The 20,634-nt window shown below is 35.7% G+C and carries 18 protein-coding genes and 1 tRNA gene; 8 read left to right on the plus strand and 11 right to left on the minus strand.

Annotated elements, in window-relative coordinates; translation table 11 throughout:
- Positions 1 to 75: 75 nt before the first annotated feature.
- On the plus strand, positions 76 to 975 hold the full coding sequence (locus CGC47_RS05845) for a dihydrodipicolinate synthase family protein (RefSeq protein WP_042002199.1): 900 nt from the start codon (positions 76 to 78) through the stop codon (positions 973 to 975).
- A gap of 214 nt (positions 976 to 1,189) precedes the next feature.
- Positions 1,190 to 3,007, plus strand: a complete 1,818-nt coding sequence (locus CGC47_RS05850) for a GNAT family N-acyltransferase (RefSeq protein WP_095900113.1) — start codon at positions 1,190 to 1,192, stop codon at positions 3,005 to 3,007.
- Between the two features lie 176 nt (positions 3,008 to 3,183).
- Here CGC47_RS05850 and CGC47_RS05855 read toward each other — a convergent pair whose 3' ends face one another.
- Positions 3,184 to 6,465, minus strand: a complete 3,282-nt coding sequence (locus CGC47_RS05855; RefSeq protein ID WP_042002203.1) for a glycosyltransferase family 117 protein — start codon at positions 6,463 to 6,465, stop codon at positions 3,184 to 3,186.
- A 388-nt stretch (positions 6,466 to 6,853) separates the two neighbouring features.
- Between CGC47_RS05855 and CGC47_RS05860 the strand changes: the two genes are divergently transcribed.
- Positions 6,854 to 6,924 (plus strand) — tRNA-Gln (locus CGC47_RS05860).
- A 268-nt stretch (positions 6,925 to 7,192) separates the two neighbouring features.
- Here CGC47_RS05860 and CGC47_RS05865 read toward each other — a convergent pair.
- From CGC47_RS05865 to CGC47_RS05905, 10 genes are all read right to left on the minus strand, one after another.
- Positions 7,193 to 8,314, minus strand: coding sequence for a hypothetical protein (locus CGC47_RS05865; RefSeq protein WP_095900114.1), 1,122 nt, complete (start codon positions 8,312 to 8,314; stop codon positions 7,193 to 7,195).
- Positions 8,292 to 9,146, minus strand: a complete 855-nt coding sequence (locus tag CGC47_RS05870; protein WP_231552419.1) for a phosphatase PAP2 family protein — start codon at positions 9,144 to 9,146, stop codon at positions 8,292 to 8,294. Before CGC47_RS05870 ends, CGC47_RS05865 begins: the two co-directional genes overlap by 23 nt.
- A gap of 48 nt (positions 9,147 to 9,194) precedes the next feature.
- Positions 9,195 to 9,359: a DUF5522 domain-containing protein gene (locus tag CGC47_RS10785; RefSeq protein WP_157908817.1), complete on the minus strand. Its 165-nt coding sequence runs from the start codon at positions 9,357 to 9,359 to the stop codon at positions 9,195 to 9,197.
- A 14-nt stretch (positions 9,360 to 9,373) separates the two neighbouring features.
- Complete coding sequence (locus CGC47_RS05875; RefSeq protein ID WP_042002207.1) at positions 9,374 to 10,867, minus strand: GH3 auxin-responsive promoter family protein; 1,494 nt, start codon at positions 10,865 to 10,867, stop codon at positions 9,374 to 9,376.
- A 7-nt stretch (positions 10,868 to 10,874) separates the two neighbouring features.
- Positions 10,875 to 11,750, minus strand: a complete 876-nt coding sequence (locus CGC47_RS05880; protein ID WP_013998187.1) for a M23 family metallopeptidase — start codon at positions 11,748 to 11,750, stop codon at positions 10,875 to 10,877.
- Between the two features lie 96 nt (positions 11,751 to 11,846).
- A complete protein-coding gene (locus tag CGC47_RS05885; protein ID WP_042002357.1) occupies positions 11,847 to 13,064 on the minus strand; it encodes a metallophosphoesterase in 1,218 nt (405 codons plus the stop codon).
- A 47-nt stretch (positions 13,065 to 13,111) separates the two neighbouring features.
- Positions 13,112 to 13,876, minus strand: coding sequence for a hypothetical protein (locus CGC47_RS05890; protein ID WP_013998189.1), 765 nt, complete (start codon positions 13,874 to 13,876; stop codon positions 13,112 to 13,114).
- Positions 13,863 to 14,255 (minus strand): GntR family transcriptional regulator, encoded by a 393-nt coding sequence (locus CGC47_RS05895; RefSeq protein ID WP_013998190.1) that lies wholly within the window; start codon positions 14,253 to 14,255, stop codon positions 13,863 to 13,865. Before CGC47_RS05895 ends, CGC47_RS05890 begins: the two co-directional genes overlap by 14 nt.
- Positions 14,256 to 14,257: 2 nt before the next feature.
- The gene (locus CGC47_RS05900) at positions 14,258 to 15,070 is read right to left on the minus strand and encodes a hypothetical protein (protein ID WP_095900115.1); all 813 of its coding nucleotides are present in this window, start codon (positions 15,068 to 15,070) and stop codon (positions 14,258 to 14,260) included.
- Positions 15,071 to 15,072: 2 nt separating this feature from the next.
- Entirely contained in the window at positions 15,073 to 15,915 is an 843-nt protein-coding gene (locus CGC47_RS05905) for an ABC transporter ATP-binding protein (RefSeq protein ID WP_042002220.1), read from the minus strand.
- A 414-nt stretch (positions 15,916 to 16,329) separates the two neighbouring features.
- Here CGC47_RS05905 and mraZ point away from each other — a divergent pair, with 414 nt between their 5' ends.
- The 5 genes from mraZ to CGC47_RS05930 all read left to right on the plus strand — a co-directional run bounded on the left by mraZ (position 16,330) and on the right by CGC47_RS05930 (position 20,633).
- Positions 16,330 to 16,785, plus strand: a complete 456-nt coding sequence (mraZ, locus tag CGC47_RS05910) for a division/cell wall cluster transcriptional repressor MraZ (RefSeq protein WP_042002360.1) — start codon at positions 16,330 to 16,332, stop codon at positions 16,783 to 16,785.
- Positions 16,778 to 17,689: a 16S rRNA (cytosine(1402)-N(4))-methyltransferase RsmH gene (rsmH, locus tag CGC47_RS05915; RefSeq protein ID WP_013998195.1), complete on the plus strand. Its 912-nt coding sequence runs from the start codon at positions 16,778 to 16,780 to the stop codon at positions 17,687 to 17,689. Before mraZ ends, rsmH begins: the two co-directional genes overlap by 8 nt.
- 51 nt (positions 17,690 to 17,740) lie before the next feature.
- Complete coding sequence (locus tag CGC47_RS05920) at positions 17,741 to 18,070, plus strand: FtsL-like putative cell division protein (protein ID WP_041913679.1); 330 nt, start codon at positions 17,741 to 17,743, stop codon at positions 18,068 to 18,070.
- A gap of 3 nt (positions 18,071 to 18,073) precedes the next feature.
- Positions 18,074 to 20,077, plus strand: coding sequence for a penicillin-binding protein (locus CGC47_RS05925; protein WP_013998197.1), 2,004 nt, complete (start codon positions 18,074 to 18,076; stop codon positions 20,075 to 20,077).
- A gap of 232 nt (positions 20,078 to 20,309) precedes the next feature.
- Entirely contained in the window at positions 20,310 to 20,633 is a 324-nt protein-coding gene (locus CGC47_RS05930) for a DUF4298 domain-containing protein (protein WP_231552420.1), read from the plus strand.
- The last annotated feature ends 1 nt before the right edge of the window (position 20,634 follow it).

A 20,634-nucleotide genomic window follows, 5' to 3' on the forward strand; every position in this document is an offset into this window, starting at 1 on the left:
AAAATCTTTAAAAATATTTTTTATTTAATAAAAAAGAAATTACTTTTGTTATGTAATACATAATACTTAAAAACAATGAAAAACTTAATTGCGGCTACCTATACACCTATGCACCCAAATGGAGCTATTGCGCCAGAGGTTATTGGTCAGTACGCGAATTTTTTGAAAAAAAATAAGGTATCGGGCATTTTTGCTAACGGTTCCACAGGAGATTTTGCATCGTTATCTGTTGCAGAGCGAAAAGTTTTGATAGAGGCTTGGGCAGCAGAGAAAAGTGCGGATTTTTTCATTACCAACCACGTAGGAGATATTAACCTCAATCACGCTGTTGAATTGGCTGGGCATTGTGCCAATAAGGTTGATGCCATTTCGGTTTTAGCACCTTTTTATTTTAAGCCCAATTTAGACAAACTCGTTGATTATTGCAAAGCTGTGGCTCAAGCTGCCCCTAACATTCCATTTTATTACTACCACATTCCGGAACTTACAGGGGCACAGCTAGATATGCCTACTTTTATGAAAAAAGCCAAAGCGCAAATACCTACTTTTGCTGGACTAAAATTCACGCAAAACAATATGATTCATTATGCACTATCTAAATCGTTTGACAACGAAGGATTTAATATATTGTTCGGAGTTGACGAAGCCTTTCTCGCCAGTTTACCTTTAGGAGCAAAAGGCTGGGTAGGAAGTACTTATAATCACTTAGCACCATTGTATTTGGCAATACAAGATGCTTTTCATCAGGGCGATTACACTAAAGCAACTGAGTTACAAGTAAAAGCCATTGAATTTGTGAACATTGTGGCTTCGTATGGAGGTTTTAATGGTGGGGGAAAAAGTTTTATGAAACTTTTAGGGGTAGATTGTGGTCCTGCACGTTATCCGCACGTTACCCTTACCGATTCACAACTTAATGAAATCTTCCAAAAACTAAAAAATTTAGGATTGACCGAATATTTTTCTAAAAAATAGAGTTTACTAAATTGTTTTCATAGTTTTACCCTTTGATATTAGTTTTTTACAAAATTAATGATTGAAGGGTAATTTTTATTTTAAGTTTTTATATTTCAGCACTTAACTTCATTTTTCGGTGATTTAAAAAGATTGAAATTAATAACCTTTTTCGTCTTAACAGATATTTTTTTACCTTTGTGGTCGTAATCATTAAAATGTTAATCAGAATCAGATGCAAAGCAAAGAACGTGTGGGGCTTGTTAGTGCTAAGGAAGTCGCTAAAGCGATTAACCTTGAAAAGTACGGATTTTTAGGTACTTTCGCAGGGTGGGCTTTAATGAAAATGCTGCGCATTTCCGATTTGAATAAAATTTACGAGCGTAATAAACATTTCGAGGGTATCGATTTTCTCAATAAAATTATTGATGAATTTGAAATATGTTTTGAAATTCCTGAAGAAGATTTAAGAAATATACCAAAAGACGGAGCCTTCATAACCATTTCAAACCATCCGTTAGGAGGTATTGACGGAATACTCCTCTTAAAACTATTGCTTGAAAAACGCCCTGATTTTAAAATCATTGCTAATTTTTTACTACAGCGGATCGCTCCTTTGGCACCCTACGTGATGCCTGTCAATCCGTTTGAAAATCACAAAGAAGCAAAATCAAGTGTTTTAGGTTTTAAACAGGCTATCAAGCATTTAAAAGAAGGTATGCCTTTAGGGCTTTTTCCTGCGGGTGAAGTTTCGGTAAGTAAAAACGGAAAATTAGTGGTAGATAAACCTTGGGAAGAAGCGGCAATGAAACTGGCTAAAAAAGCCCAAGTGCCTATTATCCCAATTTATTTTCACGCCAAGAATAGCAAACTTTTCTATACATTATCAAAAATTAGTGGTACTCTACGTACTGCTAAGTTACCCTCTGAGTTGTTAACACAAAGGAAACGAACCATTTACATACGCATTGGAAAACCCATTTCAGTACAGACCCAAGAGGAATATACCTCTATTGATAGTTATACCGAGTTTTTAAGAAAAAAAACGTACATTTTAGCCAATGCCTTTGAACAAAATCGGAAATTTTTACCTTTGGCTACAGTACTTAAATCTAACAGAACCCCAAAGCCAGAGCAAATTGTAAATCCAATTTCTGTAGAATTGGTGGAAAAAGAAATTGAAACCATTACAAAGAAGGATTTACGCTTACTTAAAAGTAATAACTACGAGGTTTTTTTAGCTACGTACGATGATATTCCTAACATTATGCACGAAATTGGGCGACTGCGAGAGCTCACTTTTCGTCAGGTAGGCGAAGGAACAAATCTTTCCAGTGATTTGGATCATTTTGATACTTTCTATCATCACTTATTCTTATGGGATAGTGACGCCAAATGCATTGCAGGAGCTTATCGTATGGGATTGGGGGCTCATATTTTTCCTAAATATGGAATAGATGGCTTTTACACCCACGATTTGTTTCGCTTTGAACCAGAGCTTTACAAAATGATGAGCAAAACCATTGAAATGGGGAGAGCCTTTATCGTTCCTGAATATCAACAAAAACCAATGCCTTTATTCCTGCTTTGGAAAGGTATCGTACATACCACTTTGCGCTATCCTGAACATAAATATCTTTTAGGAGGTGTTAGTATAAGTAATCAGTTTTCGAATTTCTCAAAATCATTGATGATTGAGTTTATGAAATCAAATTATTACGATCCTTATGTGGCTCAGTACGTAAAACCTAAAAAAGAGTTCAAAGTAAAACTTAAAGATGAAGATAAAGATTTTATCTTTGATGAAACGAAAGCTGACCTAAACAAATTTGACAAAATTATTGATGAGTTGGAACCTGGAAACTTGCGTTTACCCGTTTTGATAAAGAAATACATCAAGCAGAATGCGAAGGTAATCGCTTTCAATGTGGATCCGTTGTTTAATAATGCCATTGACGGACTGATGTACATTCGCATTTCGGACTTGCCCGAAAGTACAATGCGACCTGTTATGGAAGAATTCCAAGCGGAATTAGAAGCTAAAAATAAATAATTAGACTCCGAAAGTTCTTAATACCGTCATTTTTACGAATATAAAAACCTAACAAAACCGACAAAATCACAGAAATAGCTCGAAGACATTTTCTTTAGCTGTTAAAGTTTTTACCAAAAGACAAAAAAGGAGAATTGACAACAAAATCAATTCTCCTTTTTAATTTTTCAATCTTTTTAATTTTTCAATCTTTCCAAGCTATCTTTAACTAAACTGTCTTCTGGAGTAGTTTGCTCGTTTAAGTCATCCATCAGTGATTCTTCTTCGTCGATTTCATCAATGAAATTGGCTAAATATTTCCTAAAAATAACTTCTTGATTTTTAGCAAATTCAGTATCCTTATTTTTCACTGCAATAGCCAAAAGCGAACCATAATGCTGTGCGGTATATTGAATTTCAGCGAAATTTTCATAACGTTGCTCTAAAGGCAAATGAACATAATAATTAAGTTCTTCTTGGTATTTCTGAGCAATTTTCAGGATAAGCTCACGCGCCTTTTGGGATTGCCCCGTTTGGTAATATCCTTCAATGAAAGGCTCTAACGAAAAGTAGTACCCAAAATACTCGAACGGAATTTTAGTCATTGCCAAATCTATTACTTTTTTAGCCTTTTCGGTTTTTCCTTCTTTAAGTAAAGCCTCTTTAAGCCGTGCCAAATTCCCTCTGAAAATCATTCCGTTTTTACGAGTTTCAGGATCGTGATAAATGTCTGGACTTTCCATATTCCCCCAGTCCCAGCGCATTACAATGTCAAACATCAAATCGGTATCGATACGCCCTATATCGAACGGATTTTTTTTGTCAATCGGGGTTTTAATGGGCGCCAATTTATACACAAATCCGTCAAGTTGTAAATAATCTTTCATCCAAATGTATTCTTCAGGACTTAAACTTCCTCCTGTAAAATAAATCGGGCGCTTCCAATCGTTATTCGCGATAATATCAAGCATAAGCATTCGGTTTTTTTCAATCCCCGATTTAGGCAGCTCAATATCAATATATTCTACAATCAAATGAGCGTCTTGAGGTTTTACCACACCACTTTTGAGCACGTTTTCTTTATTTACAGGAATACGTATCTTATGGGTAGGATAGAAATACGCTTTATGTCCGTTTTTAAAAGTCATTTGAGTTTTAGGATCTTCGCTTTCAATCCAATTCATAAGATCTTTAACATTCCAAGTATTTTCGGTAAGCGGATTGTAATACACCACATCGCGAATACCATAGGCGTACTTATCGTGAGTGAGCTGTGAGGGAATGGGGTCGCTTTGGTACGCCTTGCGTTTCATTTGGTCAATATACCAATCGGTAGAGAGTAACGCAGTATTTATGGCACGAACATCAGTACGATAATTTTCAATTTCTTGAGCATACCATACCCCAAAAGTATCATTATCACCAATGGTAAAGAGCAATGCCCCAACATCTTCTTTGACCGAATCTAAATATGCTTTTGCTACGGCACGTGCCGTGTAACGCCCCGCACGGCTATGGTCGTCCCAATTTTGGTTTGCCATAAGCACTGGAACAGTAAGTAGTGTTACTAATACCGAAAGTGGTGCTGCAATGCGGCTCATCACGGCTCTTCGTAAAAGTTCGAAAACAGCATATACGCCTACTCCTATCCAAATGGCAAAAGTAAAGAACGAACCCACCAAAGCATAATCACGCTCACGAGGTTCAAAGGGTCTTTCGTTCAAATACACTTTTAAAGCCAACCCCGTAAACATAAAAAGCACAAAAATAACCCAAGTTTGACGTTCACTTTTCAAAAGCATATAAAACAAACCTACAATTCCTAAAATTAAAGGTAAGAAAAAATACGTGTTTCGCGCTTTGTTATTTAACACATCGGAAGGGAGATTTTCCTGAGCCCCCAAACGGAAATCATCTATAAAGTGGATACCACTAAGCCAACTCCCATTACCATCTTTTTTCCCTTGAATATCATTTTGCCGACCTACAAAATTCCACATAAAATAACGCCAATACATATAATTCATCTGATAAGAAAATAGGTATTGAATATTTTGCCAGAATGAAGGCTTTTTAACATCAATATAGTCCTTAAAACGCGATAAAAAACGGTCGTAATCCTCCAAACTAACTTGCCCCTCTTGTAAGCGCTTTTTGAATTCTGCCACACCTTGACGCAGGTCATCATTCGAAAAATATTCGGGTTTGATGCTAAAATCAAGCAGCCCTGTAATCGCCATATAGTTCGTAGCATTTGGAGAGTTCCACATACGCGGTAAAATTCCTTCATGGCTGGAATTAGGACGCATTCGAGCATTCTCATAAGCGTTTACAATTACATACTTATTCTGTTTATAATCCCTTTCGTATTTGGGTTTGTCGTCCATATACGGGTTTTTCTCATCAAGACCTGCATATTTATCAGAGAACATCGGTCCGTAGAACAAGTGGGTTTCAGGATATTGTTCCAATTTGTAATAAGCCAAAAGCAAACGGGCATCAGTGGGACTATTTTCGTTAATTACTGTATGAGCATTGGCTCGAATAGGAATCATTATCCAAGTAGAAAAACCAATAAGCACAAAAAGAATACACAAAGTAATGGTCTGCAAATGTGTTTTTCCGTTACGATACGTATAGCGAAGTGTAGCGTAAAAAGCCAAAATGATGGAAATTCCGGCTATAATTGTTCCCGAGTTGAAAGGCAAACCCACAGAATTTACAAAAAACACCTCCAAATATCCGAAATATGCCAAAGTATAGGGCAATATCAACTTAAAAATAAGTAGCAGTACAGCCACAGAAATTATATTAGCTAAGAAAAAATTCTTTACACTCTTTTTGATATTACTATTGAAGAAATAAAGCATACCGATTGCCGGAATGGTCAATAGTGCCATAAAATGTACCCCAAAAGAAAGACCTATCACCAAAGATATCAAAATCAACCATTTATCACCTCTTGGTTGATGTAAATTATCTGTCCATTTAATTCCCAACCAAAACATCACCGCCATAAAAAGCATTGCCATAGCATATACTTCGGCTTCTACGGCATTAAACCAAAAACTATCCGAAAACGTGTAAGCTAAAGCGCCTACAAACCCACTTCCCAAAACAGCAATTGTCTTTGGTAAGTCAAGGGGCTGATTGGAACGTAAAGCCAATTTTTTGGTCAAATTAGTAATAATGAAAAACAAAAATAAAATCGTAAAAGCACTGGAAAGTACGGACATCCAGTTCACAAACAAAGCTACTTTTTCAGCAGAAGGCGCGAACATAGCAAAAAAAGCTCCCATCATTTGAAAAAATGGTGCCCCCGGCGGATGCCCTATCTGTAGTTTAGCCGATGTAGCTATATATTCACCACAATCCCAATAACTTAAAGTTGGCTCTACCGTAAGTCCGTAAGTAATAAGTGCCACTAAAAAGGCGATCCACCCCGTAATAATTTCGTATTTTTTAAATTGCTTTTCCATCTGTAAAATGAGGTTTGTTAAGGTGCAAAAAGCACAGTGTGCGAATTTAAAAATAAAATCTTGATGAAACGGACAAAAAACCGTTTTTTTTCAAAAAACTAATTACAATTCTTTCAACAATTGCTTTGTAACTTACTTTACAGCAATTGTCGATGCGATACGCACTCTCCGCTGCAACTTTAATCCAAGTAATCTTCAACATCTTAAAAAGAGATAAAAACAAAAACACCTTGAAGGAAATAATCCAATAAAAATCAACACCTTAAAGATTATAAAAACAAATCATTCTCCATACAAAATAAAAAAGTTATTTTTTTTGACTTAAAAAATGATTTAAAATTTGGAAATTTAAAAAAACATCGTATCTTTGCACCGCAATTTTGATAGCTGACCTATGGTGTAATGGTAACACAGCTGATTTTGGTTCAGTCGTTCTAGGTTCGAGTCCTAGTAGGTCAACAAAAGAGCTTTCCGTAAATGGAAAGCTTTTTTGTTTTTTATATTTAGACTATTTTTTAAGACTTAAAAACCAAAAAAGCAAAGGCCGTTTTTCCTTCTGTAAGCTCCGTTCTTCACCACCTTCCTTATTTTTATAGGCTTTCCTTTTTTCAAAAGATGATTTAGAGTACGAAAATTTATTTATATAAAATGGCAATTTTGCACCAGCAGCAAAGCATATAGCCTAAAACTTGCAAAACCACAAACTTACAGAATCTCCCATTCACATTTAAAACTTCCTTTTATAAATCGTATATTCTTTATATAATTTATGATTGGGCAGACGTTCTATTTCACTACGCATTTTTAGGTTTTTCTCCATAATCAGGTGGCTGTCTATTTCTTGAAAACCAAGTGTCAGGGCAGAGGCAAACAATTTGGTCGCTAATACGGCATCTAAGCCTTTGTTTTGCATTTCGGGGGCGATGGCACCCAAAAGTAGCATCAATTTTTTTGATTTTCGAGAAGCTTGTAATATATGAAACCAACCTAATGGAAATAAACGTCCTTCGGCTTTACGGATACCTCCGCTCAAATCGGGCATTGCAATTACAAAGGCGATGACTTTTCCGCTGAGGTCGCAAATGATTTTTATAAGTTTGGGATTAAGAAGCGGTAAGAAGCGATTGGCAAACTCTTCGGTTTCTTTTTTTGTTACGGGCGAAAAACCGTAAATGTCTTTATACGAGTTGTTTATCAATTCAAAAACTCCTGCTATAAAGGGACGTACCTGTCTGGTTCGAGTAAATTCGTGAACGATGATGCTTTGTCGGGCTTCTACACGTTGCGTGAATTTTTGGTAACGTTCCATAACATTTTCTGTTAGCGGAACTTGATATTGATATAATCTTACAAAAGATTCAAAACCAGCTTTTTCGATAAAAATCTTCATATACTCAAAACTACAATTGGTAATGAGCATCGTAGGCTCTGTAAATCCTTGAGTAAGAAATCCCTGAGGTTCTTTATCCGAAAAGCCCATCGGACCTACCATTTCCTTACAATTTTTAGATTTCCCCCAACGTTCCACAGCTAAAAGCAATTCCTTGAAAACCAATTCGTCTTCATAGCATTCAAAATAAGAAAAGCGCACACATTGCACTCCGTTTTTGCGGTTGTACTCGTGAGGGATAATTCCCATAATTCGTCCTACGGCTTGTTCTCCTCGATATGCTAAAAACAATATTGTATCTGCGTGTTGAAAGGCAGGATTTCGTTTATGAGAGAAAAATTTCTCCTCATCAAGATACAACGGAGGCAACCAATTTTTGTGACTTTGATGTATCTTTTCAGGAAGATATATAAAGGTTTTGAGCTGTTTTGCAGTATTAACTTCTTTTATAGTAACCATAAGTGATAAAATAAATCAATACACCCGATAACAATCCTGCTAAGACATCAACTGCATAATGGGCCTTGATATAAACTGTTGAAAATATGAGTATTGCTGTAAACGGAAGAATACCCAAGAATAATTTTTTGTTGTGAGAATAAAGCCAAAGTAGAATCACTACGCTAATACCCACGTGCGAACTTGGAAAAGCTGCGGTAGGAGCTTCGCCTTTGGTCTGAATGATTTTTACGATTTTTCCGAAAAAACCTTGAGCTTCGATGTGGTTTTCGGGATAATCCCAATAAAATTGCGGACCTATGGCAGGAATTAGTATGAAAATCAGGTAGTATATCACAAATGAAGTAATAAGAATCCCTCCAAATTGATTAATTTTGACTTCGGGTTCGTTTCTAAGTGAAAATATGACTATTAAAGGCATCAGATAATACGAAAAATATCCAAAAAAAAGCAATTCGCTAATCCAAACCTGTGGAAATATAGCCGAAAAAGCCAAAGCGGGTTGAACTCCGAACAAGTAAGCGTCCAACTTCATCAAAAAACCATCAATCGGACTAAAAAAAAGCGGATGGATTATGGCAGTTTCCTTATAAATCACTCCTAAAAATGCATATGCCAACACCAAATGAATGATACTTTTGACTTTCGGGAACGTTCTTCCTAAAATAAGAGCAAAACACAATAAACCTATGAAAATCAATCGATTTATAATAATTATCTTCGGCTCAAAAACAACAGCTACTATACTTGTGAGAAGCAAATACGACATCAAAACATACCAATAAATAGGAAGTTTTTTCAAGTTTTGGAACATATTTGTGATATATTGCATTGTTGTATTTTTGAAGTTTGTAAGAATGAGAAAAAATGAAATGTTAATTTATTTTCTAGACTTTATTGTTCCTGTCTTTTTAGAATATCCGTAAGGGCAGTGTTTGCAACCGTCTTGGCAACAATATCCTCTTTTTAGTAGGTATTTTTCGGTAAAGATTTTATACCCCTTTTCGGAATAGTAAAAATCATCATTTTCCAACACTTGACTCATTTTAAAGTTTTTATTTAACTCAAAATAGCGAGTTGTTCCACAATTTTTCGGTCGTTGGCAAGGCGTTGTACTTTATTTTGTCCGCCGAGTTTACCCAACGATTTCATATAATCAGAAAAACCATCTTTTGCCACTTGCGTAATTTTCAGCGGTTGCAGTACCTTACCTTGTATCAAATCAAAGTAATACGAATTTTGCTCTTGCATCAGGGCATCAATTTTAAATGCAAACTGCTTTAAATCAGTAGGTTCATTCTCAAATTCGATAAACCATTCGTGATAAGGCAATTGGTTTTGGTCGGGATTTACCTGAGGAGCAACTGTGAATTCAGTAATGCGAATATCTGTTCCAATCGTGGCTTTGCGAATCGCTTCCTCAACTTCCTTAGCAATAACGTGTTCGCCGAAAGCAGAAATAAAATGCTTAATTCTACCCGAAACTACCACCCGATACGGCTTGGTTGAAGTAAATTGTACCGTATCGCCAATATTGTACGCCCACAATCCCGCATTAGTTGAAATAATCATCACATAATTTACCCCAACCTCAACATCTTTGATAGTCAATCTTTTTGGATTTTCAGAAAAGAAATCGTCTGCTTTGATAAATTCATAAAAAATACCCGAATTTAGCAGTAAGAGCATTCCTTTTTCCGTTTGGCTATCCTGATAGGCAAAAAAACCTTCTGAAGCAGGAAAAAGTTCAATACTATCTACTTTTCTTCCGATAAGATGTTCAAATTTTTGTCGATAAGGCTCGTAATTTACACCTCCGTAAATGAAAAGATGAAAATTCTTGAATAAATCACCTACATTTTTTCCCGATTTTTCCCGAAGTTTCTCAAAATACATCTGAACCCACGACGGAATGCCACTAATAACCGTCATATCCTCATTTTGAGTTTCTTGAACAATGGCATCTACTTTGGTTTCCCAATCGTCAATGCAATTGGTTTGCCACGAAGGCATTCGGTTTTTTTGCAAATATTTAGGAACATAATGTGCTGAAATTCCTGATAAACGCCCCAATTTGATGCCTTTTTTTTCCTCCAAAACAGGACTTCCTTGCAAGAAAATCATTTTTCCGTTAACAAAATCAGCTTTTTGGGTCTGATGAACATAGCACAGAATAGCATCACGAGCAGCCTCAATATGGTAAGGCATTGAGGCTTTAGTAATGGGAATGTATTTCGCTCCGCTGGTAGTCCCCGAAGTTTTGGCAAAATAAATGGGTTTTCCTTGCCAAAGTACGTTTTCTTCTCCTGCTACAACTCGCTCAATGTAAGGCTTTAAGGCTTCATAATCACGAATGGGAACATTTTTCACAAAATCGGAATGTGAAATAATCTCTTGAAAATGATGGTCTTTCCCAAATTGGGTATTTTTGGCACTTTGGATAAGTTCTTGAAAGACTTTTTCTTGGGTCTCGACAGGACGATTTGCCCATCGGTCGATTTTCTTCCTTACCGAAGCGGCAAATATTTTGGCTAAAAAGGATTTTAGTGACATTCTTCAACTACTTAAAATCAATATGACTTAACGGATTGATTGCGTATCCGTTATTCCAAAGTTCAAAATGCAAGTGCGGACCCGTAGTTAGTTCGCCTGTATTGCCAACAGTGGCAATGACTTCGCCTGTACGCACCTGATTTCCTTGCCGTTTGGCCAAAGATGAATTATGCTTATAAACGGAAATTAAGTTGTCTTTATGTTCCACAATAATGACATATCCAGTCTCAATTGTCCAATCCGAAAAAATCACAGTTCCGTCAGCAACAACCTTCACAGGTGTACCTTCCGCAGCGATAATATCAATACCATAGTGCCTATTTTCAGGCGAAAATTCATTAGAAATTTCACCTCGTAATGGAGCAAACAAAAGCACTTCTTTATCACGGTAGGAAGCCTTTTCAAAAACATTATAGCGTTCCTCATCGGCAACCTCTTGCCTAAGAAGTGAATCCTGACGATTAGGCTTAAAATCAATAGATTGAGGATCTATTTTAAAACTTTCAAAAATAGAATCCTTGTTGATTTTTTCAGGCTGAATATCACCAACCAATACTTTTTTTACAGAAGTTAAATATAAATTATTTTTAGCAATTTCGCTTTCTAAGGAATCTACACTGAAATTAAGTTTAACTACCTCTTTACGAAGTTTTACTTCGGAAAAGCCTAATATGTACTGCCTTAGAGGGGTATATATGATAAGTAAAGTAGTCAATACAATCATCGATATGGCGAAAAGCGAACTCACCAAAAAAACATTCAACCGATTTAAGCGTATCGACCCTTTTTCTTCAAAAGTTTCCTCGTCCATAAATACCAAACGATACTTACTGAGCAACTTTCGTTTTAAATATTTTCGTTTTGTTTCTCTTTCTTTTTCCATAAATGCGTTCTATACCAATAAGAAACAAAACTACAAAAAGTATCAAACTAATCAAAATTTAAATATTGACTTCGCAGCCTAAAACTCTCATAAACTTTACAGCTTGGTTCTTTTGCCCATCGCATCTGTTTTGTATTCAATACCATTTTCTACAAGTAACCCTTGTGTTTGGGGGCTGTGTTTTTCATTACCGTGTTTCACATCTATTCGGATTACTTTTCCGTGATAATCTGCGGAAACAGCATCAACTATGCTGTGCCCTACAACGATTTTTTCTGCTTGATAAGTTTTTAGGATTTCTTGCACATCTTTCCCATTGGCTTTGTCATAATATTTATAACTTTTAACCAAACCACGATACCAAAACGGACCTTTTCGTCCAAGCAGAAAATTGGCTATACTGTCGCTTTGAGGATACTTGTAAAGGTCTTTGTCCCAATTTTTTCGAGTTATTTCGTTGATGTTTTCCAAACTTAAATGGTGCGATAAAATTTCAGGACTGAAACCTGCGTGTACAAAAAGATAATCCCCAATTTTCGTTACCACATTTTTAGTACGTAGCCACCTACCTATTTCCGATTTTTTGGAATACAGAATTTTGTAACTCTCCTTGGTAGAAGCGCTCGGATAAATAATTTGAGCTAATTTAATATATTTAGCATCAGCATACTTATGATTTCCTTGGAAATTCATAATTTCGTGATTTCCTAAAACATAATGAATTTTTCCACCTTGCTGTAGTGCTTGTTCCTCTAATTTGTATATCAGCCAAAGCGTGGGAGTTACGTGCTGACCTCTATCCACAAAATCACCATTTAAGACCAGATGCCCTTTACCAAAAACCCAATTAAAATTTTGGTCGATAATCTTATTTTTTTGAAGAAATCCGCAAAAGGCATCAAAATTGCCTTCGATATCCGAAATCGCAATCAATTTTTCGGGCATTGCATAGGAAAACAAATCTTTTTCAATATTTTTCCTTAATGAAAAATGGAACGAATCGGCATCTTTATTGGGCACACGCACCTGCAAGGAGTCTTTTACTTCGGTGGATTTTACAACGATATTCTCTTCATTTAGATAGTATAGCGTATCGCCAATAAGGTACGGACCATCAATACCATTGAGTTCATACTGTTTCTTTTCATTGATTTGAAAGCGCCTATTTTCCTTGTCCCACCCGAAAATATTTTTTTCGTCGTTTTGGTATTTCATATTGAAAAGAAGCATTTGCCCTAAAAGAATAATCGGGATTAAGGCTATCAAGCCGAGAGAAATTTTCAGTACTCTCTTAAATGTTTTGTTTACTTTCATTTTCACGTATCAAAATTTTTAGATTAAACTTTGAACAGCAAATATAACTACTTTTCTTCGAACACCTTAATCGATTCTTTCAACCTTTCAGGAATTTCTGTGGTGGTTTCGTAACCAATTTCTCCTGAAAAATGTGTAAAACTATCAGAGGTTGTTCTAAAAATTGATTTTCCTTTCAGATTAAAGGTTAGGCTATCACAAAGTACATTCCCTAAATCAAAATCACTATCCATTCCATTGATATCAAATGATTTATACGGAATTTTAGAAGTCTTTTCCAATATATGAGTTATGTCACTGTCATATATTGTTTCCATTACTACTTCGCTTTTATTCAAGTAAAAAGACGTAAAGGCATCTTTCTTCTTAAAAGTTACTGCATTAACTACCAAACCTATTTTTTCCAAAGTAACTGACTGTAAAGCAGGTGCAAACAGATGTAAACGAGGCGTACTTTTAAAATCTTTGACATTTTCACCCCAATAGTCATTTCCCTTTTCGTTTAGTGTGATTATTAGTGTATCTTGCTTATTATCAATAGAAAATTCTTTGGGCAAATCGTCTTTTTTGTTCAGTGAAAAACAAGAGTCAGAATAAGTAAACCGAATATGGCTCAATCGTGTACTATCATTCCCGATGATTTTCAAGTGTTTAAAATCTTCTAATTTTTCTAAATCGTAATATCGATTTTCCTTTCTGAACAGTTTTGTAGGATTTTTTTCATATTCCTTTCTCTTGGTGTAAGACAAAAATGCAGGGTATAAAAGCAATAGTGCTACAAAAAATAAAAGAATTTTATTACTGGTTTTCATTTTGTTTCTGGTTTAAAGTTGTTTTAAAATTTTCATAATGATGCTGTAATTCAGTCAGTTCAACACCCAAGGTATAAAGCGTATTGAAAAACGAAGGAAGTTCATTTTGCAAAAACTCTTGCTGACGATATTTTCGTGCTTGTTCTATTCCATTTGTTTCTACAAAATAACCTACTCCTCGCCTATCGATGATGATTCCGTTATTTTTCAAAAACTCGTAACTTCGAGCAACCGTATTAGGATTGACACTCATCTGCACTGCCAACTCACGTACGCTCGGTATTTTGGTTTCGGGTTGCCATTCACCCAACAAAATTTTCTGACAGATATAATCCGCAATTTGAAGGTAAATGGCTTGACCGCTATCTCGTAATTCCATAATTATCGTAATTCTCGTTCTTTTAATTTAAAATAAGATGTTATAAACAAGATTATTGGAACTGAAAGGATAAAAGTTTCGTCCAAATGATTTACCAAATCAGAACTATAATACTGATGTATAGCAAAATATTCATCTTCATCAATTCTATATTCAGTCAAAATACCAAATGCATTACCATATCCTCCAAAAAATTCTGGAACACTATTGGTATATTCAAAAAATAAATACCCAATTACGATAGCAATGAACAACGTTTTAATAATTCCATATCTTTTAAAATGAAACAACCCCACATATAATACAGATTGAACGAAAAAAAATAGGTATAAAAGTAAAAAACCAAGTCCGTGAGCAAAGGAGCTGCTTATCCTTCGCTTCCAATAGCTCCAAGCATCTTCCATTTGTTCTTGTTCTACAAAGTCCAAACTACTTGTAAAGGTTTTTGCTAAAATGTCAAGTATATCACTCCAAATAAAATTCACAACAAAAAATAAAATAGAGTAAATTAGGAAAAAACAAAGCCATTTTTGCAAATTACTGACAGGGAGTGTTAATGTTTGAACTATTCTTTCTTTTTTAAATAAGGAATAATACCCCAAATAAACAAAAATAATACCTCCTACCAAATAACTATATAATACTATTACAGAAATATCACTTTCATTAAAAGATGAATGAAAATCCAAGTAATTCTGATAACAAACATAGGCTACCAAGCCTATAAAAATTATCGTAAAAACAAGATAATAATACAGAAAATACTTTGCGTTTTCGCTCCATTCTTTTCTTAAAAGATTTAAAAATGTCTTCATCGTTACTTATTTTTTGAGTTAAACCAATCATTTACTTTTTTCGGATTTGAAATCACGGCTTTATAAAGCAATTCCAAATCTATTTTGCTCTCATTGTAACCATTATTAGGCAAAACGAGCATATCTCCGAAGAAACTTTTTTCCAAATAGAAGGCTTCTTCACGCTGATTTTTGTTGTGTGTGGCTTTAAATTCTAAACTCTGAGAAATTTCTCGCATTGATTGATTGAAAAGCACATTTTTTTCATCTAAAACAATCACTCGGTCGATGAGGTTTTCCAAATCCTTCCCCTGATGCGTACTGATGACAAAACAACGCTCATCATTCATTATTTCTACCATAATTTTACGAAACTGCGTTTTTGCATTAATATCCAATCCGTTAGTAGGTTCGTCCATCAACACCAACGAAGTATTTGCTGCTAATGCAAAGCTAATCAGCACTTTTTTTCTTTGTCCGTAGCTCAACTTATGGAGTTTATCTTTTTCCGAAACTTCAAAAGCGTGTAAAAAACTCTGGAATTGCTCTAAGCTAAATTTCGGATAAAAACACGATAGCCTTTGTTGGTATTTTTCAACCGAAGTGTCAGGCAGATAAACTTCATCAGGGATTACAAAAATTTCTTGTAAAAAGCTCGTTTTTCGCTCCTTTGGAACAAATCCTAAAACTTGAATTGTCCCTCGATTAGGGAAAAGCAACCCTGCGATGTTGTACAAAAACGTGGTTTTCCCTACTCCATTTTTCCCAAACAAACCACAGATTTGTCCTCGCTCAATATGCAAATTCAAATCTGTAAAGATGGTTTTCTTGCGAAAAGAAAAATCTAAATTTTTAACCGTTATCATAAAAAAGTGTTTTAGTATATTACTTTACTATTACACCGTAAAAGTAATACAAAAAATCATACTTGCAAATTTTTGAGTCAAAAAATAGTTTTTATTCGCTTCCAATTCATCGAACAGAAAGATTATCAACACTTTGTTTTTCACAAAACAACAAAAGCTAAAAAAAGCTTGTCTGATTTAACTTTTATTTTAGAAATGACAAAAATCATAAAACTTTAAGAGTTAAATAGTTGTAGCAACCAGTATTTTATGTTTAACATTAATTTCGGAAAAAATTAACTAATTAGCTAATTATAAGCAAATTGATTTACTTTTCAGATTTCAAAAAACTTATCAACAAAGTGGGATTTTGTGGTAAAATGTGGGATTTTTTTTCTAATTTTGTCCTTGAACAAAACAAAAAAGATTTTCCACGTGAGTTTACTCATCGGTACATACGAGGCAAAAATAGACGCTAAAGGACGCGTACTTGTTCCTGCTTCCCTAAAAAAACAATTGGGAGAGCAGGAAACCAGTTTCGTGCTTAAGCGTTCTGATTTTCAATTTTGCTTAGAATTATTCCCGATGGACGAATGGAGTTTGGTAATGCAAAAAATCAACGGATTAAACCGATTCGTTAAAGAAAATAACGATTTTATCCGAAAGTTTATGGCAGGAGTCAAAATGATTGAAATTGACTCTGTAGGTAGAATGCTCATTCCTAAAGACTTGCTCACTTTCTCACAAATTGAAAAAGAGGTAGTTTTTTCGGCAACCGGAAACCGTGTTGAAATTTGGGACAAACAGCGCTACGAACAAGCCGTATATAGTAGCCCTGAAGATTTCTCGGCTTTAGCGGAAAAAGTAATGGGAGGTTTAGGAAATGAATAAAACAACAACTACATATCATAACCCAGTATTATTGCTTGAAAGCGTTGATGCTCTTGCCATTAAACAAGATGGCGTGTACGTTGATGTTACTTTTGGAGGTGGCGGACACTCACGCGAAATTTTAAGTCGATTGGGAGCAAACGGACGATTATACGCCTTTGACCAAGACACCGATGCAACCAAGAATGCCATTAACGACGAGCGTTTCACACTTATCAATCAGAATTTCAGATATTTGAATCGTTACTTACGTTTCTACGGAATCAAACAAGTAGATGGTGTATTGGGTGATTTTGGGGTTTCTTCCTACCAATTTGATAAACCTGAACGCGGATTTTCTACCCGTTTCGATGGTATTTTGGATATGCGAATGGATATAAACAATCCGCTTTCAGCCCAAGAGGTACTCAACGAATATTCAGAGGAAGATTTAGCCAACTTGCTTTACAAATATGGCGAACTGAGAAATGCAAGAGCCATTGCCAAACATTTGGTTAATCAGCGTAAACAAAAAAAAATCACGACAAGTATACAGCTCAAAAGTTTGTTAGACCCTTTTTTACCCAAGTTCAAAGAAAATAAAATTTTAGCTCAAATCTATCAAGCTATTCGTATTGAGGTAAATAGCGAAATTCAAGCCCTTGAGGAATTTTTATTACAACTTCCTGAAATTGTGAAAATAGGCGGACGTATCAGTCTTATCAGCTACCATTCGTTGGAAGACCGATTGGTAAAGCGATTTATCCGCGACGGACAATTGGAAGGAAGCCCCGAAAAAGATTTCTTTGGCAACACCAAGGTTCCTTTTAAAAAAGTAGGCGGACTTATTCTGCCCTCAATCTCTGAGATACAAGCCAATAACAGAGCACGAAGTGCTAAACTTCGCGTTGCCGAAAAAATATAAAAACAAAAACAACATTTTTCAATATTTTGTACAATTCACAAACGACACCAAATGTCAAAAGCGAGAAAAGAAATAATGAATGTGCTACGAGGGCGGTTCTTGGTCGAAGGTAATGAAGCGGTCAAGAACTGGACGTTTATTTTATTTCTCTTTTTGTTGGGCGTAGTGATGATTTCCAGCTCACATTCGGCGGACAGAAAAGTGTATGAAATTGCAAAACTCAATGAAAAAGTAAACCAACTTAAAAGTGAATTTGTAGAGGTACGCTCTAAGTTACAAAAAGTAAAATTAGAATCCACCCTACTAGAACAATTAAAAAGCAACGGATTAAAGCAATCAGCAAATCCACCACAAAAAATTAAAGTAATTGTAAAGGAGTAACCTATGGAAACGAAAGACAAATTTGTTTTGGCACGTACATACTTGGTGGCAGGCAGTTTGCTGGTATTAGCCGTGGTTATTGCCTTTAAGTTAATCAACATCCAAATTGAGGGAGATGCTTACCGAAAAAAAGCAGAAGAAACTACCTTCAGAGAGGCTACAATTATCCCCAACAAAGGAAATTTATATTCTGATGATGGCAGTTTATTGGCTACCTCAGTAACCCGATATGATATTCGCTTTGACACACAAACCCCAAAAAACAAAGATTTTGAACAATGGGTACGCCCCTTAAGTGATTCTCTTTCAAAGATGTTCAAAAAACCATCTTCATACTATCAGAATTTGCTTCGCAAGGAAAGAAGTCATAAAAACAGAGGCTTGTTATTAGCAAGAGGCTTAGGGTATAGCGACTATATGCGTATGCGTAAATTCCCGCTACTAAATATGAATCCTTACAAAGGCGGACTGGTTGTAGAGGAAAAAACCACACGCGAATATCCGTTAGGAGGAATTGCTCATCGTAGCATTGGGTACGAACGTAGAGATGAAAACGGATATGTAACCCGTGTAGGACTAGAAGGAGCTTTTTCTAAATATCTGTTAGGAAAAGAAGGACTTCGTTTGGAACAAAAAATAGCCAAAGGACAATGGAAGTTAGTAGGCAGTGGTAACATCATCGACCCCAAAGATGGGTACGATGTAGTTTCTACCATAAACATTAATATTCAAGATATTGCACATCACGCCTTGCTCACCCAACTCGAAAAATACGAAGCTGACCACGGTTGTGTGGTAGTAATGGAGGTAAGCTCTGGCGAAATCAAAGCAATTTCAAACTTGGGGCGTTCTTCAGGGAAATATTTTGAACGTTTGAATTATGCCGTAGGTGAGGCACACGAACCAGGGTCTGTATTCAAACTAATGACTATGGTAGCCGCTTTGGAAACTCGCAGTATTGACACCAGTTATGTAGTAGATACCAAAAACGGAAAACTTTATTTTTATGGAAAACCTGTGGTTGACGCCAATAATAAAGGATATGGAAAAATAAATTTAGCAAAATCTTTCGCCGTTTCTTCCAATACAGGCATTGTACAAATGACTCACGATTTGTTTGCAAAAAAACCTCGCGATTTTACCAACAAACTGGAAGCGATGCAACTAACCAAACCACTGAATTTACCCATTTTAGGCGAAGGTACTCCATATATACCCAATCCGAAAGACAAGAAAAATTGGAGCGGAATTGCATTGGAATGGATGGCTTTCGGATACGGACTGCACCTAACCCCACTACAAACCTTAACCTTTTACAATGCCATTGCCAACAACGGGATTATGGTTAAACCGCGCCTGATTAAAGAGGTAAAAGAATGGAACAAAACCATTGAGCGTTTCAATGTTGAGGTTGTTGATGAGAGAGTCTGCTCGGAAGAAACAGCAAAAAAGATGCAAAAACTACTCAAAGATGTTGTTGAAAAACCCTACGGAACTGGGCGTAAACTATACTCTCCTGATTTTTCAATGGCAGGAAAAACAGGAACTGCACAAAAGAATTACAAAGACAAATCGAAGAAAAATTACATTTCTTCATTTGCTGGGTTCTTCCCTGCCGACAATCCTAAATATTCTTGCATTGTGGTTATTCACGAACCCAATCAGAGCGTAGGCTATTATGGTGGTGATGTTTCAGGACCTGTTTTTAAAAGTATTGCTCAAAAAATATATACCAATTCACTGCTCATCGATACCATTGAAGATGTAGATGAAGCCTCCGATACCACCGAAAATGAATACAATCAATATTACGTTAAAGCGAGAAAATACAAAACCATAATGCCTAATGTAATCGGAATGAGTGCTATGGATGCGGTAGCTTTACTTGAAAATATGGGCATAAGTGTACATTTGGTAGGTGAAGGAAAAGTAAAAAATCAGTCTTTGCCTTATGGGCAAAAACTCGGTAATACAAAAAATGTCATTTTGACATTAGGAAACGGCTAACCATACTGTTTTTTACCAGTAAACGAGCCGATGTTCTTTGACATAATGGGAATTAAAAGTGATTATAAATAGGTGCTTATCATTGATTTTAAGCATAAAAAATACTTTCTATGCTTAAAATATTTGAAATATTTTTAAAGAAGATATTTCAAAGTTATATATACAAAATCCCTCTCCGAATTATAAATGTTCGGAGAGGGTTATATAAAAACAATAGCTAAATACAAAAATAATGAAGAAAATGACCCCAAAACAACTACAAAACATCGCCCAAATGGAGGAAATCCTCAATAAAATAGAAGAATTCACCCCGAAAGCGGAAGAATTTCTAAAACAATGGCAGGAATTACTTCCCGAAGTACAAAAACTTAACACCTATTACGGAAGCGACCAGTGGCGACAAGATTATGACGATGCCAATGCGGGTAAAATCCCCGAAGGAATGCCCCACGGAGTACTCTCGGAAGACCTCGCGTACAATGCTTTGGGCGACCAATATTTCTTGGCAGTGGATTTCTTGAAATTGGTAACCAAAATCATCTCGAGAGAAGAGTAAT

The sequence above is a fragment of the Capnocytophaga canimorsus genome, assembly GCF_002302565.1.
Classification (GTDB): Bacteria; Bacteroidota; Bacteroidia; order Flavobacteriales; family Flavobacteriaceae; genus Capnocytophaga; species Capnocytophaga canimorsus.

Bases quoted from the DNA above. Each gene is read 5' to 3' on its own strand.
- CGC47_RS05845 (WP_042002199.1), top strand. From the start codon at position 76: ATGAAAAACTTAATTGCGGCTACCTATACACCTATGCACCCAAATGGA.
- CGC47_RS05850 (WP_095900113.1), top strand. From the start codon at position 1,190: ATGCAAAGCAAAGAACGTGTGGGGCTTGTTAGTGCTAAGGAAGTCGCT.
- CGC47_RS05855 (WP_042002203.1), bottom strand. From the start codon at position 6,465: ATGGAAAAGCAATTTAAAAAATACGAAATTATTACGGGGTGGATCGCC.
- CGC47_RS05865 (WP_095900114.1), bottom strand. From the start codon at position 8,314: ATGGTTACTATAAAAGAAGTTAATACTGCAAAACAGCTCAAAACCTTT.
- CGC47_RS05870 (WP_231552419.1), bottom strand. From the start codon at position 9,146: ATGCAATATATCACAAATATGTTCCAAAACTTGAAAAAACTTCCTATT.
- CGC47_RS10785 (WP_157908817.1), bottom strand. From the start codon at position 9,359: ATGAGTCAAGTGTTGGAAAATGATGATTTTTACTATTCCGAAAAGGGG.
- CGC47_RS05875 (WP_042002207.1), bottom strand. From the start codon at position 10,867: ATGTCACTAAAATCCTTTTTAGCCAAAATATTTGCCGCTTCGGTAAGG.
- CGC47_RS05880 (WP_013998187.1), bottom strand. From the start codon at position 11,750: ATGGAAAAAGAAAGAGAAACAAAACGAAAATATTTAAAACGAAAGTTG.
- CGC47_RS05885 (WP_042002357.1), bottom strand. From the start codon at position 13,064: ATGAAAGTAAACAAAACATTTAAGAGAGTACTGAAAATTTCTCTCGGC.
- CGC47_RS05890 (WP_013998189.1), bottom strand. From the start codon at position 13,876: ATGAAAACCAGTAATAAAATTCTTTTATTTTTTGTAGCACTATTGCTT.
- CGC47_RS05895 (WP_013998190.1), bottom strand. From the start codon at position 14,255: ATGGAATTACGAGATAGCGGTCAAGCCATTTACCTTCAAATTGCGGAT.
- CGC47_RS05900 (WP_095900115.1), bottom strand. From the start codon at position 15,070: ATGAAGACATTTTTAAATCTTTTAAGAAAAGAATGGAGCGAAAACGCA.
- CGC47_RS05905 (WP_042002220.1), bottom strand. From the start codon at position 15,915: ATGATAACGGTTAAAAATTTAGATTTTTCTTTTCGCAAGAAAACCATC.
- rsmH (WP_013998195.1), top strand. From the start codon at position 16,778: ATGAATAAAACAACAACTACATATCATAACCCAGTATTATTGCTTGAA.
- CGC47_RS05920 (WP_041913679.1), top strand. From the start codon at position 17,741: ATGTCAAAAGCGAGAAAAGAAATAATGAATGTGCTACGAGGGCGGTTC.
- CGC47_RS05925 (WP_013998197.1), top strand. From the start codon at position 18,074: ATGGAAACGAAAGACAAATTTGTTTTGGCACGTACATACTTGGTGGCA.
- CGC47_RS05930 (WP_231552420.1), top strand. From the start codon at position 20,310: ATGAAGAAAATGACCCCAAAACAACTACAAAACATCGCCCAAATGGAG.